Raw genomic sequence first — 14,158 nt, forward strand, 5'->3', positions numbered from 1 at the left:
ATAAGACTTTTATCCTGATTGAAAAAAGAGGTTCGTGGGATTTAAATGGCATTCCCTAGGAGAAGAGGCTCAATTATTGCCAAATATTTGTATGACCATACAGTAAAGTCTATAATATATGGTGTTTCTTATATGTAAATAAATATATATTAACGATTGGAGGAATGACGATGAACCGAGCACCCAGAAAGTATGCCAATTATATTCCGATCCGGGAACTGGAAGCAGTAGAGCAGCAGCTATCGCCCTTCCAGGTGTACGCCGAACTTCGTGAGAATACTCCAGTCCGATACGATGAGCACCGTGAATGCTGGGATATCTTTCGTTATGAAGATGTGCAGTACGTACTGAAAAATCCCAAGTTGTTTTCTTCCGCACGTGATCGTGCAAACACCAGTATGCTTACAACGGATCCGCCCAAACACAAGCAGTTAAGGGACTTGGTGAATCAGGCATTCACACCGAGGGCCATAGAAGCGCTTGCTCCGCGCATTCAGGAGATTGCCGATGAATTAATCACTCCCCGGTTGTCGCAAGGTCAAATGAACCTGGTCGATGATCTGGCGACTCCGCTGCCTGTTATCGTCATTGCGGAACTTCTGGGAGTCCCTGCAAAAGACCGGCAGAAGTTTAAAGTATGGTCGGACGCCTTGGTTAAGGGGGCGCGCGATGACAGTGATGAAGCTTTCCAGGAGCTTATGGAAGAGAAAAAACGAAATCAACAGGAACTGGCCATCTACTTTACAGCCATTATGGAAGAACGCAGGCAGCAACCGCAGGATGATTTAATCTCTTTGCTGCTGGCAGCAGAGATTGAAGGGAAGAAGCTGAGCGAGGAGGAACTGGTTGGTTTTTGCATTTTGCTGCTTGCAGCAGGTAATGAAACGACGACCAATCTGATTACCAATGCGGTTCGCATTCTTGCAGAGCAACCCGAGCTGCAGCAGCGGCTGCGTGAACATCCTGAGCACGTTGCATCAGCTGTTGAGGAGACGCTCCGTTACTACCCGCCGATTGTTGCGATTGGACGCGTAGCCAAAGAAACGGTTGAATTGAACGGGCAGACCATTCAGGAGGGGACTCAGGTTATTTCTTGGGTAGGTTCGGCCAATCGGGATAGCGACGTGTTTGGCAACGCAGAACAATTTGTCGAGGATCGCAAACCGAACCGGCACATGGGATTTGGGTTTGGCATTCATTTCTGCTTGGGAGCTCCGCTAGCCCGTCTGGAAGCGAGGGTTGTACTCCACACCATGCTTCAGCAGATGCAGGGTATCAAGCTTGTTCCGGGAACGACACTGCAGCCGATCCAGAGTGCTTTCGTATTTGGTGTGAAGGAGTACCCTATCCAATTTGAAAGCCTTAAGCAGTCTTAACAAAGTGGTAACGAAAAAAGCCGCATTCTTTGTCCCTAGGGCAATGAATGCGGCTTTTGTGATGCGTTCCAAGTGAAGGGATGTCCTGCTCAGGATTCCCTGACGAGAGCAGGCTTTTTGTATAGTTTGAATCGAACCCATACCATATTGATTAACAGGAGTCCGCCAGATACGATAAACAATCCCTCAATGCCGATGAATCCTGCCATAAAACCGCCGATTACGGCTCCGAGCATATTCCCGAGAGCGAGTGTACTCGTGTTGAAACTGAATGCACGACTGACCATGCCATCTGGAGTGTAGGCTCGAATCAAAGCGTTGACGCTAGGCAGCAAACCACCCATGAATACACCCATAGCGAAACGTACCAAAATAAGTTGCCATACCGATTGTACGAAGGCTTGTGGTATTAGCAGCAGTCCCGTTCCTATAAGAGAGAAGGTCAGTACCTTATGTGCGCCAACACGATCACTGAGCTTGCCGAGTATTGGAGACATGGCCATGTTGGATAGTCCGGTGACAGCCCCGACAAGACCGGCCCAGAATGCCACGTTTACATCCGATGCATGCAGCTTCTGTACATACAGCGGCAAGAGTGACATGGGGCTAATCATCGCAAACTGCAGCAGGAACGTTACAGCAAACAGTGCGGGCAGCTGTGGTGACTTGTTCAATTCCTTCAGTCCGGACAATACGGATTGTTCAGGCAGTTTGGCCGCTTCCTTGCGGTCGAATTTTTCCCGAACAAGGAACATGGCCAGCAGCGATGCAGCAAAGATGAGTCCGCCTGTAATGTAGAATATGGGCCGGAAGCCAACGGCATCCGCAAGCAAACCGCCGATCAGCGGACCGAGAATCGTTCCGGCTACTTGTCCGGACTGACTTATACCCATGGCGAAACCCATGCGATCCTTGGGCGTTGTTCCCGAGATCAGGGCAACGGCTGCCGGATTAAAACCGGAGATGGTACCGTTGAGCAAACGCAACAAGAGGAGTTGCCACGGATTTTGAGCAAATCCCATGAGCGCGATTACAATCGCCATCCCGAATCCGGAGCGCAGCAGCATAATTTTACGTCCATACTTATCGGACAGTTTGCCCCACAAGGGCTGGAACAAAAATGAAGTGAGGAAATTGGCAGCAAATATAAATCCCGCCCATATGCCAATCTCGTGCTCACCGACAACGCCTAAATCCTTGGCAAGGTATAGGGATAAAAAAGGCGTAATCATGGTCATGCCCGAATTGACCAAGAACTGTCCAAACCAAAGCACAATGAGGTTTACTTTCCAAGTTTTCAAAGTGCTTTCACTTCCTTTCTGTAATTCGTGGAAAAAACACCATTCTTTCATTATACCATAATTGGCATATGGATGATTCGATGTAAGGAATGTCATAGTATTGTCATCGGAACAGAACGGCACGTGGTTGTTACAGCTCTTCAAAAAGGGCATAATGAGAGTTATGAGTCCAAAAACTATTGGAGGCTTCTTACATGAGCTATAATGATCGTTTGATTCGAGCCAGCTTCAAGCAGCAAGTAGACCGTGTTCCTGTATGGTACATGCGTCAGGCTGGGCGTTATGATCCTGAATATCGTAAAATTAAAGAAAAGTACTCTTTGCTCGAAATTTGCCGCAGGCCAGAGCTAGCAGCTGAAGTTACACTCATGCCGGTACGTAAACTCGGTGTGGATGCGGCTATTTTGTACTCCGATATTATGAATCCGGTTGCGTCTTTGGGCATTGATTTTGATATTGTAAAAAATATTGGTCCCGTTATTGATAACCCTATACGTTCGGCGGCAGATGTGGACCGTCTGCGTCCGATTGATGTCGAAGGGGACCTGTCGCATATTTTGGAAACCATTAGGATTCTGGATAAGGAATTGGATGTTCCCCTTATCACATTTGCGGGCGCACCGTTTACCATTGCCAGTTATCTGATCGAGGGTCGCCCTTCAAAGGGATATATTCGCACCAAAACCATGATGTACAGCGAGCCTGAAGTATGGCACAAGCTCATGCAAAAACTAGGCGATATGGTAATTACATATGTCCGTGCACACATTGCTAATGGAGGCAAGGCTTTTCAGCTATTCGACAGCTGGGTTGGAGCCCTTTCTCCAAATGATTTCAAAACGTATGTGTTGCCGACGATTACCCGTATCTTTACCGAATTATCGGATTTGAATGTACCGAAAATCTATTTCCCTGGTGTGGCCTCCGGTGAACTGCTTCCGACTCTGACGGATCTGCAAGCCAATGTGATCGGTCTGGACTGGAGAGTTTCCATCACAGAAGGCCGCAAGAGACTGGGTGGCAAATTTGCTGTACAAGGCAATCTGGATCCCTATGTGCTGACAGCACCGATGGACTTGATTAAGCAGCAGGCAAAAGTCATTCTTGATGAAGGTATCAAGGAGCCAGGTTATATTTTCAATCTGGGACATGGCTTGTTCCCGGAAGCTTCTCTTGAAAAATTGAGAGAACTTACGGCATATATTCATGAATATTCTGCAGAAGTTTTGAAGACGGGGGTGACGGTTAGCAATGACTAATACCGTAGGTGTACTGGTGATGTCTTATGGCACACCTGAAAATATGGAAAGTATTGAAGCGTACTACACACATATTCGTAGAGGACGGCCGCCTGAGCCGGAACAACTGAAGGAACTGACGGACCGGTATGAGGCTATCGTAGGGGGTGTTTTCCCGCTGCGTGAAAATACGGATAATCAAGTTAAGGCCCTGCAGGAGACGCTGAGCCAAGATGAGCGTACGAACGGAGTGGAGTTCCGTTGTTATCAAGGGCTGAAGCACGCTCATCCATTTATTGAAGATGGTGTGGAACAGATGGCGAAGGACGGAATTCAGAAAGCAGTCGGTATTGTACTTGCTCCTCACTATTCCACAATGAGTGTAGGCAGCTACATCAAGCGTGCTCGTGAAAAAGCAGAGGAACTGGGAATTCAAATGACATTTGTTGAGAGTTACCACCTGCATCCTAAGCTGATCCAGGCTCTCTCTTCCCGTGTCAGTGCCAAGCTGGATGAATTCGAAGAGGCTGGTGCGAAGCGCGGTGATGTACGAGTCCTGTTCAGTGCACACAGCTTGCCTGAGCGGATCGTAAGTCTGGGTGATCCTTATCCGCAGCAATTGCTCGAAACCTCCGAAGTCATTGCTTCACGTGAAGGTATTAGCAACTGGCAATTTACATGGCAAAGTGCTGGACGTACGGCTGAACCGTGGCTTGGTCCGGATATTTTGGACACACTTCAGGAACTGTCCCGCGAACAAGTTGAGGATGTGCTGGTCGCACCCATTGGATTCGTCTCTGATCACCTTGAAGTACTCTATGATCTTGATATTGAGGCCAAAGCGATTGCCAAGGAGATCGACATGCGCTTAATGCGGATTGATTCGCTCAACAGTGATCCTCTCTATATGGAGACGTTAAGTGACGTCATCATTAGCCAGTGGCAGCAAGGGTCGGATGTGTAATGGAAGACCAGAAACGTCGTGTTGTTGTCGTTGGCGGAGGCCTGACAGGCCTCAGCGCGGCATTTTATATTCGAAAACATTACCGGGAAGCCGGGATTGAACCTCAAATTACACTAATTGAGAAAAGTTCGTCCATGGGTGGAATGATTGAGACGCTGCACCGGGATGGATTTGTCATTGAAAAAGGTCCCGATTCATTCCTGGCCCGCAAAACTGCCATGATTGATCTCGCCAAGGAATTGGAAATTGATCATGAACTGGTAAGCCAAAATCCGGAATCCAAAAAAACGTATATTATGCAGCGGGGTAAGCTTCACCCCATGCCTGCTGGACTTGTGCTGGGAATACCAACAGAGTTGAAGCCATTTCTGAGAAGTGGCCTGGTTTCTCCCGCAGGCAAGCTGCGCGCGTTGATGGATTTCTTTATTCCACCGCGCCGTACAGCGGAAGATGAATCCCTCGGTTACATGATCGAACGGCGTCTCGGTCCGGAGGTGCTTGAAAACCTGACCGAGCCTCTGCTTGCCGGTATTTATGCCGGGGATATGCGTCGTCTGAGTCTTCAGGCGACATTCCCGCAATTCGGTGAAGTGGAACGGGATTATGGTAGTCTGATCCGCGGCATGATGACAGGCCGTAAACCTGCGGAGACACATACGGGAACGAAGAAAAGCGCGTTCTTGAATTTTCGCCAAGGACTTCAGAGTCTTGTTCACGCCTTGGTTCACGATATGCAGGATGTGGACCAACGCCTGAATACGTCTGTTCTATCATTGGATGTTAAGCAAAGTGGTCAAACGAGGTACAGTGTGCAGCTCAATAACGGGGAGTGTATTGAAGCGGATGACGTGATTGTTACAGTCCCGACGTATGTGGCATCCGAACTGCTCAAACCGCATGTGGACACCTCTGCGCTGGATGCAATTAATTACGTATCTGTAGCCAATGTGGTCCTTGCTTTTGAGAAAAAGGATATTGAACATGTATTTGATGGTTCAGGCTTCCTCGTTCCACGCAAGGAAGGGCGGAATATTACAGCCTGTACCTGGACATCGACCAAATGGCTGCACACCAGTCCAGATGACAAAGTGCTGCTGCGTTGTTATGTCGGCCGCTCGGGAGACGAGCAAAATGTTGAACTTCCCGATGATGCACTGACAGCTCTGGTGCTCAAGGATCTGCGGGAAACCATGGGTGTAGAGGCCGTTCCGATCTTCTCGGAGATTACCCGCCTACGCAAATCCATGCCGCAGTATCCCGTAGGCCATCTTCAGCATATTGCCGCACTGCGTGAGGAACTTGGCAGTAAGCTGCCGGGTGTTTACATTGCAGGTGCTGGTTATGAAGGAGTAGGTTTGCCGGACTGTATCAAACAGGCAAAAGAAATGTCGCTTCAGGCAGTTCAAAAGCTGGCTGTGCACTAATGCAATCAATATAAGGCTGCCTCTCCCGCGGAATGAATTCATTCTGTAGGAGAGGCAGCTTTTTTCATGCAGGATATTTATTTACAAGTGAATTGAATGATGGAAATCCAGGATATGCCTGATATAATGATAAAGGATTGCTGTAGAAGAAGAGGAGCTGCCTATGTATCCCCCAAGATCAAATCGAAGTAATCAAAAGAAAAAAGAAAAACGTGCACGCAGACGTATTATCTGGATGATCAATCTGTTTCTGATTGCTGCAATCGGAGGGGTAGGCATATATTACGCAGCAGAGGTGCAGAAACAGCAAGCGGAGCCGGCGACAAATGAAGCTGTAGTAAAAGAGCAACAACCTGCGGATCAGGAGGATGCCAAAGGTGGTGATGAGTTGGATTCGCCTGAACCGGAGTCAGATGCAGATTCGGATGCAGAACAAGATTCTATGGAAGCAACCAGTCCGGAGTCAGAAACTGCTGAAGATGAGAGCGTTTCATCCGGTGGTGAAACAACGGAGTCAGGCAGTAAGGAGTCTGTTAAAGGGTCCGAAGAAGGACAAAAAGGGACGGAAACAGCCAAACCATCAAATTCGAAGGACAATGAAAGTTCCGGAGACCAAACAACGGTTCCACAGCCTACAGGATCAGGGAAGAATGTAACCATTAATTTTGTTGGTGATATTCAGTTCTCTGGTAAGGTGGCCGAACTGCTCGATAAGAATGGCTACGATTACCCGTATGCCAAGCTTGGCAGCCTGTTTAAGAATGATGATCTGACCGTAGGCAATCTGGAGACACCCGTCACCCTGGGCGGATCAGCGGCTGAGAACAAAACATATGTTTACAAATCTTCGCCAAAAGCATTGGCGGCGATGGCTGCTGCCGGATTTGACGCAGTAAATCTGGCCAACAACCACATTTTGGACCAGGGTGTTGAAGGACTCGTCGACACGCTAACCTACCTTCAGGAGTATGGTATTGCCCATACTGGGGCGGGGATGAACAAGGACGAGGCTTATGCGCCTGCCTATCTGGAACGGAAAGGCATCAAGATCGCACTGCTTGGCTTCAGCCGGGTTGTGCCGGAACCGACCTGGAAAGCGGAAGGGAATCGTGCCGGTGTTGCAGAAACCTATGATTCTACAGGGGCGGTAAACGCGATTCAAGAAGCTCGTCGGAAGGCGGATCTTGTGATCGTGGTAGCACATTGGGGAGAAGAGCGAGTCAGTACACCCAATGATGATCAGACCAGACTGGCACATGAGTTTGTGGATGCTGGGGCTGATCTCGTCATTGGTGGTCATCCTCACGTGCTTCAAGGAGTAGAGTATTATAAGGGCAAGTGGATCGCATATAGCACAGGCAATTTTATTTTTTCGAAATCAACGACGGAAGAAACCTGGAAAACAGCTGTTTTTCAGGCAGAATGCAGCGCAGAAGCGAAGTGCAGCATGAAGGTTATTCCATATGAGGCGGGGCTTGGTCAGGCCATACCAATGTTAGGTGAAGCCAATAAGCTGTTATTGGAGCAGATGACCAAGCTCTCACCAGGCATTCGGTTTGATGCGAATGGAGTAGCCTCAACAAGCTGATACAAGAATGAATACGTCTAAGGAGTGGGAATACATGAGTAACCTATGTGTAGCACACCGTGGATTTTCTTCCACTGCACCTGAGAATACGATGGCAGCTTTTCAGCTGGCCATGGAGCAGCCTTATGTAACTTGGATCGAACTGGACGTGCAATTGTCCCGCGATGGCGTGCCTGTAGTCATCCATGACTTTTCGTTCAACCGGACGACGAATGGAGAAGGGCTTGTACGGGAGACCAACTGGTCTGATATTCAGAAGCTGGATGCAGGGAGCTGGAAGTCCAAGGCATATGCGGGGGAACGCGTACCGGCTCTGAGCGAAGTGTTGGACAGCTGCAAGGGCAAAGTCCTTCTGAACATTGAGCTGAAAACACAGGGAGACATGTATCCGGGGTTGCCGGCAGCCGTTATTGAGGAAGTACGAAAAAGAAATATGCAGGACGAAGTCGTTTTCACTTCCTTTGAACCTGCTGCGCTGACTGAATCCAAAAAAATTGCACCCGAAATCACTACAGGTCTCATTATTGATGCACGTCCAGGCGATCTATTAGCCAGACTTCGTCAGCTGCAATGCGGGTTCCTATCGATCGGTTACACCAACGTGGACAAATCACTGATGCGGGAAATGAAGAACGATGGCATTCAGGTCATGGCCTGGACCGTAGATGATAAGATCATTATGAAGCGCCTCGCTGGGATAGATCCTGAGCTCATGTTGTGTACAAATCGTCCGGACGCTTGGTATCAGGCATTGCAAAAGTCGAGCAACCGGGCATAAATATTAGGGTTCATATATGCTAATTAATCCAATAAAGGTGGTCGTATTCCGATGCTCTCAACGATTCGTAACGTATACTGTGTAGGACGCAATTATAAACTTCATGCGGAAGAGCTGGGTAACGCGGTTCCGGATGAACCGATGATCTTCATGAAGCCTTCGCATGCGGTTGTACCATTGAACGGAGAGGCGATTGAATTGCCTGCTTCTCGTGGCGAAGTTCACTATGAAGCTGAACTGGTCGTTCAAATCGGCCGGAGTTATGAACCAGGGGTTGCTGTAGAGGATTTGATCGAATCGTATGCATTTGGCATCGATTTTACGCTGCGTGATGTACAGTCGGTCATCAAGAAGAAAGGCCACCCGTGGACTGCGGCCAAAGGATTCAAAAATTCCGCACCTGTAAGTGGTTTTCAGGCCTTTTCCGGTACGGAAGCTTTGCTTGAAAAAGACTTTACGCTGACCCAAAATGGTGTTGAAGTGCAGCGAGGCAACATTCGCAACATGATTTTTGACCTTCAACACATTATTGATTATGTAGGACATCACTATGGTCTTGGTACAGGCGATATCATCTTCACCGGGACACCGGAGGGTGTGGGACCAACCGTAGAGGGAGATGTGCTTGAACTCGCCTGGGATGGTCAATCCGTTGGGAAATGTACCATTGCAGCAGCGAAATAATTCTGTAAGTTTCGTATGAATTATAATTATACACTCATCCATTCAGGGGCGGGAAACCGCTCCTTTTTGACGTGATCATAGAAGATAAATGAACACGCATCTGTACGCGTTTAGGCATACTCATAAGAGGTACGGGCGCTTTCCAGAACAATTTGTTCGATTTCCGCATGTTGTGCCTCATATTGCTCTTGAGTGATACTTCCGCTTGCCAAACGATCATCCAGCTGCTGCCTGAGTTGGTTGACCTGCAAAGCCACGACCTGACTGAAATCTCCATCATTTTCGTCTGCAATGGTTTTGAGTGATTTGCCTGCATACAGATCTTGATACAGATCTTCCTCGGAGGAGTGGTTCAGTGCAGTCAGCAGCTCATCCTTGTTATCATCTTTGGTATTTATACTTACGATGGACCACTCCGTTAAGGGAATCGGCGAAATGGCTGATTTGCTCCAGGCAGTTCCCGCAAAAGACATGGTTACAATCATCGTACCCACAAACATTACACGTTTTATATTCATTCTTGTCATCCTCGCTTCTCTATTTAAGTACGAAGGGAATCGTAGCTTAATCTTGTTGTTTTGATCTGAGATTAGTTTAACCGGAGAAGCTGAAGTGAAACTTAAAATGACATAAATAAATCCTAACAGGCAAAAAAAGAATAAAAATTTTAAATCTTACTTGACAGGTTGGGTTAGTTGGTTATATGATGAACTCAATTATTTTAACACTCATTAAATGAACAGTGAAATAAATTTAAATACGGATGCGAGCTGATTGGACCACCAAAGGCTCCCGGGACTACTCCATATGGAATGTCTTCGGGAGCCTTTTTGCGTACTTGCTAACGTTTCGGTTGGATAGGAGGAAATGAAATGAACGAGAGAGATTGGGATGCGTTGGAGAAAACGGATTGGCTGTTTCGCAAGATGGTCAGACGATTCGTCAAGGAGCGGGATCGCATAACGGTGGAAGGTATTAGCCTGCCGGGTATGCTCATCCTGCACAAAATTATTCGTGAAGGAGAACAGCGGCTCGGCGACCTGGCCGATCAATTGGATTTCACTTCCGGTGCCATTACTGCACTGACTGACAAGCTGGAGAAAAAGGGATTAACGATCCGCAGACGCAAGGAAGACGATCGCCGTACCGTTCTGCTCGATATAACCGCCAAAGGTAGGGAGATGTATACCCGTAATAGCAATATCGGTGCCCGATGTATCACGCTTCTGTTTGAGGGATTTACCACTGTGGAACTGGAACAGCAAAGCCAATTGTATGAGCGGGTGATCGCGAATCTGGAAGGATTCTCAGATACACTCCTGGAGCTTGCCGAGAGCAACACGAGAGATGAGACAGATCCGTCCGTGGACAACGACCTTGAACAGAAGCGAATGGGGAATTCCGGAAAGAACAACTATCTCAGTTATTAATGCTTGAACTGTAGTGAATGAATTTAACAATCCAAGGGAGAGATGAGAACGATGGGACACTCAACAATTTATCCAACGGGAGCAACGCTGTATAATCCGGAAAAGGCTTGGGGTGGTTACACCGTGTACCAGGCAGGTGAAGAAGGCGTTGTATTAATTGATATGAACGGTAAGGAAGTTCACCTCTGGAAAGGACTGCTCGGATTTCCGGCCAAGATTTTCCCCGGAGGTTATGTACTGGGAAGCACGGGCAGAAGAGATCCAAAGTTCGGTATTCAGGATAATGTGGACCTGGTTCAGGTGGACTGGGATGGCAACATCGTGTGGAAATACAATAGCTACGAACATATTGAAGATCCGGGATACGAACCATTGTGGTATGCCCGCCAGCACCATGATTTTCAGCGTGAGGGCAATCCGGTAGGGTATTATGCTCCTGGTCTTGCTCCGAAGGGTGGCAAGACACTGATCCTGGCTCACAAAAACGTAAGCAATCCGCAAATCTCGGATAAACCTTTGCTCGATGACGCCATTATTGAAGTGGATTGGGAAGGTAATGTGTTGTGGGAATGGCTTCCGAACGAGCATTTTGAAGAACTGGGCTTTGACGAGGCAGCTCGCAATGTATTGTACCGTGACCCGAACACACGATCATTTGGTCACCTTGGTGGAGGTGTAGGTGATTGGCTGCATATTAACTCGGCTTCCTATGTTGGCCCTAACCGGTTCTATGAAGCGGGAGACGAGCGCTTTAACCCGGATAACATCATATGGGATGCCAGAGAAGCCAACATTATTGCCATTACAGACAGACAGAGCGGCAAAATTGTTTGGAAGCTCGGCCCGGATTATTCCTCTCCTGAAGCGAAGCATATCGGCACCATTATCGGACAGCATCATGCGCATATCATTCCTCAAGGCCTGCCGGGCGAGGGCAATCTGCTGGTGTTTGATAATGGAGGATGGGCAGGTTATGGTCTTCCGAATCCGGCTTCTCCATACGGCTTGAAACACGCTATTCGTGATCATTCGCGTGTGCTCGAGATTGACCCGTTGACATTGGAGATTGTGTGGCAGTATACCTCTGCCGAAGCAGGGTTTTCCGTACCAACCGATTCGTATAAATTCTACAGCCCATATATAAGCTCAGCCCAGCGCTTGCCTAACGGTAACACCTTGATTACCGAAGGGTCCAATGGCCGATTGTTTGAAGTTACAGCAGAGCACGAGCTGGTGTGGGAGTATATTTCTCCATACAAGGATGGGCGTAATACCAATATGGTTTACCGTTCGTATCGGGTTCCATATCAATGGGTTCCTCAACTGGAGAAGCCGGAAGAGGTGGCGATCGAAGCCATTGATGTATCGGTCTATCGAGTGCCAGGAGCAGCAGCCAAAGGCTCTGACTCGATAGTCAGTGTAGAGACAACACTGCCGTTTGTTGAAGGAGCAGCTTGCGTAGCAACATCGGATGAGGGAAAACAAGGCAGTTAACGGTAGCCGAGGATAAATTGATTGAACGGGGTGCATGTTGTGAAAAAAAAAGCCATTTTAAAGGGAGCATTCCTGCTGCTCCTCTCCATAACTTTTATCATCTCCGGATGTTCTTCAGACGGAACAGTATCCGAAGCGAAAGGCGGCTCCGCAAGTGGTGCCGCCAAGGCAAAGATCCGCATAGCGGATACAAGCACCAACCCGACGTTTAGGGTAGCCATTGCCAAAGGTTTTTTTGAAAGCCAGGGCATTGATGCAGAAAGTATTACCTTTGGTTCTCCGGCAGAAGGCGTAAATGCGCTGTTTATCAAACAGGTGGACATTGCCTATGGTGCTGACTTCCCAGTGTTGAATGCTCTGGGCAAAGGGAATTATTCGATTATCGCTTCTGCGGGTCAGACAACGGATGAAGCAGCAGCAGCATGGAAGCTGTATGCCAAGGATGAGATCCAGACGGGTGCAGACTTGAAGGGCAAGAGCGTAAGCTTTATTCGCGGAACATTCATTCCTTATCTGTGGGATGAGTATTTGAAGGATCAGGGGCTTGCTCTTGGTGATGTGAAGCAGATTGGGCAAGGGGCCTTCGATGAGTCCTATATTGCATTGAAGCAAGGGGAACTGGATGCCACTTGGGTTATCGGATCTGCATTAACCGACAAGTTCGATACGCTCGAAGGCGTGCATCAGCTGACAGATATGTCCCAGACTCCAGTAAGGCTTGGCATGGGATTGGTTGCAAGCAATGAGTTCATTGAAGCGAATCCGGAAACGGTAAAGGGATTTCTTGTGGCGCTGGATCAAGCTTCAACATATGCCCAAGCTCATCCTGATGAGGTAGCGGATCTAATGTACAAGGAGACAAAACAACCCAAGGAAGCAACTTTGAAGGATCTTCCCATCAATCCGTGGGTCGTTGGATTTACCCAGGAAGCTTATGATAGTTTGGCGGGACAGAAGCAATACATGGTGGATAACGGAATCATTGAGCAGGATTTTGATCTCAAAGGCAAGTTACACCTGGAACTTCTGAAACAGGCATTGCCGGATAAAGTAACATATACCGAATAACCCAAAACGTACTGGAGGTGTCCTTATGTCCTTACCCGCGGATCGTCACACGATTCATATTGAACAGCTTCGAAAAACCTACAACGCTCCAACCAATGGAGAAGTACATTACATTATCAAGGATGTTGATCTGGTGATCAAGGGCGGCGAATTCTTCGTTCTGCTTGGTCCCAGCGGCTGCGGAAAATCAACGTTACTTAATATGATCGCGGGTTTTATCTCCAAGTCGGGTGGGCAGCTTAAAGTGAATAACAAGGAGATCGACAAACCTGGAAGGGATCGTGCAATGGTGTTCCAACAGGCAGATTCCTCACTCTTTCCGTGGCTTTCCGTAAGGGAAAATGTTGAATTCGGGCTTCGGATGTCCAAGGTGCCCAAGTCTGAACGCCGTACGGTTTCGGACCGATACATTCAGCTTGTGGGGTTGGGAGGACACGAAGGGAAGTATCCAAAGGAGCTGTCGGGAGGAATGAAGCAGCGGGTACAACTGGCGCGGGTGCTCGCCAATGACTCGGCGATTCTGCTCATGGATGAACCCTTCGGTGCGCTGGATGCCATGACTCGAAGAGTCATGCAGAAGGAACTGGTGAATATCTGGAGGGAAACACATAAGACGGTTATTTTTGTCACCCATGACATCCAGGAGGCTCTATTGCTCGGTGAACGGATCGGAATCATGTCAGTGGGGCCTTCGTCGAATATAACGGATATTTACCATAACGTTCAGTCTTATCCGAGAAATATTGCTTCGGCTGAATTCAATAGCCTGTACGATCAGATTCAAAGCCATTTTGAAGAATAACTGAGGTGATC

General features: G+C 48.1%; 13 protein-coding genes. 11 read left to right on the top strand and 2 right to left on the bottom strand.

What is annotated here, in order from left to right; genetic code table 11:
• The first annotated feature begins 170 nt into the window (after positions 1 to 170).
• Entirely contained in the window at positions 171 to 1,376 is a 1,206-nt protein-coding gene (locus MHB82_RS10000) for a cytochrome P450 (protein ID WP_341174570.1), read from the top strand.
• An 89-nt stretch (positions 1,377 to 1,465) separates the two neighbouring features.
• Here the strand turns inward: MHB82_RS10000 and MHB82_RS10005 are convergent, their stop codons facing one another.
• Positions 1,466 to 2,677, bottom strand: a complete 1,212-nt coding sequence (locus MHB82_RS10005; protein WP_110759547.1) for an MFS transporter — start codon at positions 2,675 to 2,677, stop codon at positions 1,466 to 1,468.
• Between the two features lie 194 nt (positions 2,678 to 2,871).
• Here MHB82_RS10005 and hemE point away from each other — a divergent pair, with 194 nt between their 5' ends.
• The 6 genes from hemE to MHB82_RS10035 all read left to right on the top strand — a co-directional run bounded on the left by hemE (position 2,872) and on the right by MHB82_RS10035 (position 9,353).
• A complete protein-coding gene (gene hemE / locus MHB82_RS10010) occupies positions 2,872 to 3,936 on the top strand; it encodes a uroporphyrinogen decarboxylase (protein WP_095358942.1) in 1,065 nt (354 codons plus the stop codon).
• Entirely contained in the window at positions 3,929 to 4,879 is a 951-nt protein-coding gene (gene hemH / locus MHB82_RS10015; RefSeq protein ID WP_095358941.1) for a ferrochelatase, read from the top strand. The genes hemE and hemH overlap by 8 nt, the downstream gene beginning before the upstream one ends.
• Positions 4,879 to 6,303: a protoporphyrinogen oxidase gene (gene hemY / locus MHB82_RS10020; RefSeq protein WP_341174571.1), complete on the top strand. Its 1,425-nt coding sequence runs from the start codon at positions 4,879 to 4,881 to the stop codon at positions 6,301 to 6,303. The genes hemH and hemY overlap by 1 nt, the downstream gene beginning before the upstream one ends.
• A 163-nt stretch (positions 6,304 to 6,466) precedes the next feature.
• On the top strand, positions 6,467 to 7,891 hold the full coding sequence (locus MHB82_RS10025; protein WP_341174572.1) for a CapA family protein: 1,425 nt from the start codon (positions 6,467 to 6,469) through the stop codon (positions 7,889 to 7,891).
• Between the two features lie 34 nt (positions 7,892 to 7,925).
• Positions 7,926 to 8,669: a glycerophosphodiester phosphodiesterase gene (locus MHB82_RS10030; protein ID WP_341174573.1), complete on the top strand. Its 744-nt coding sequence runs from the start codon at positions 7,926 to 7,928 to the stop codon at positions 8,667 to 8,669.
• A 51-nt stretch (positions 8,670 to 8,720) separates the two neighbouring features.
• The gene (locus MHB82_RS10035; protein WP_341174574.1) at positions 8,721 to 9,353 is read left to right on the top strand and encodes a fumarylacetoacetate hydrolase family protein; all 633 of its coding nucleotides are present in this window, start codon (positions 8,721 to 8,723) and stop codon (positions 9,351 to 9,353) included.
• 110 nt (positions 9,354 to 9,463) lie between these two features.
• Here the strand turns inward: MHB82_RS10035 and MHB82_RS10040 are convergent, their stop codons facing one another.
• The gene (locus MHB82_RS10040; protein WP_110759534.1) at positions 9,464 to 9,871 is read right to left on the bottom strand and encodes an SHOCT domain-containing protein; all 408 of its coding nucleotides are present in this window, start codon (positions 9,869 to 9,871) and stop codon (positions 9,464 to 9,466) included.
• Positions 9,872 to 10,225: 354 nt separating this feature from the next.
• Here MHB82_RS10040 and MHB82_RS10045 point away from each other — a divergent pair, with 354 nt between their 5' ends.
• Genes MHB82_RS10045 through MHB82_RS10060 form a run of 4 tightly spaced genes read left to right on the top strand, consistent with a single transcriptional unit; the run spans position 10,226 to position 14,147 of the window.
• Positions 10,226 to 10,783 carry a MarR family winged helix-turn-helix transcriptional regulator gene (locus MHB82_RS10045; protein ID WP_341174575.1) on the top strand — a complete coding sequence of 186 codons (558 nt, stop codon included), beginning with the start codon at positions 10,226 to 10,228 and terminating at the stop codon, positions 10,781 to 10,783.
• Positions 10,784 to 10,834: 51 nt separating this feature from the next.
• The gene (locus MHB82_RS10050; protein WP_341174576.1) at positions 10,835 to 12,277 is read left to right on the top strand and encodes an aryl-sulfate sulfotransferase; all 1,443 of its coding nucleotides are present in this window, start codon (positions 10,835 to 10,837) and stop codon (positions 12,275 to 12,277) included.
• A 39-nt stretch (positions 12,278 to 12,316) separates the two neighbouring features.
• The gene (locus MHB82_RS10055; RefSeq protein WP_445671253.1) at positions 12,317 to 13,345 is read left to right on the top strand and encodes an ABC transporter substrate-binding protein; all 1,029 of its coding nucleotides are present in this window, start codon (positions 12,317 to 12,319) and stop codon (positions 13,343 to 13,345) included.
• Positions 13,346 to 13,370: 25 nt separating this feature from the next.
• A complete protein-coding gene (locus MHB82_RS10060) occupies positions 13,371 to 14,147 on the top strand; it encodes an ABC transporter ATP-binding protein (RefSeq protein WP_341174578.1) in 777 nt (258 codons plus the stop codon).
• The last annotated feature ends 11 nt before the right edge of the window (positions 14,148 to 14,158 follow it).

This window comes from Paenibacillus sp. FSL K6-2862 (assembly GCF_038005125.1).
Taxonomy (GTDB): Bacteria; Bacillota; Bacilli; order Paenibacillales; family Paenibacillaceae; genus Paenibacillus; species Paenibacillus illinoisensis_A.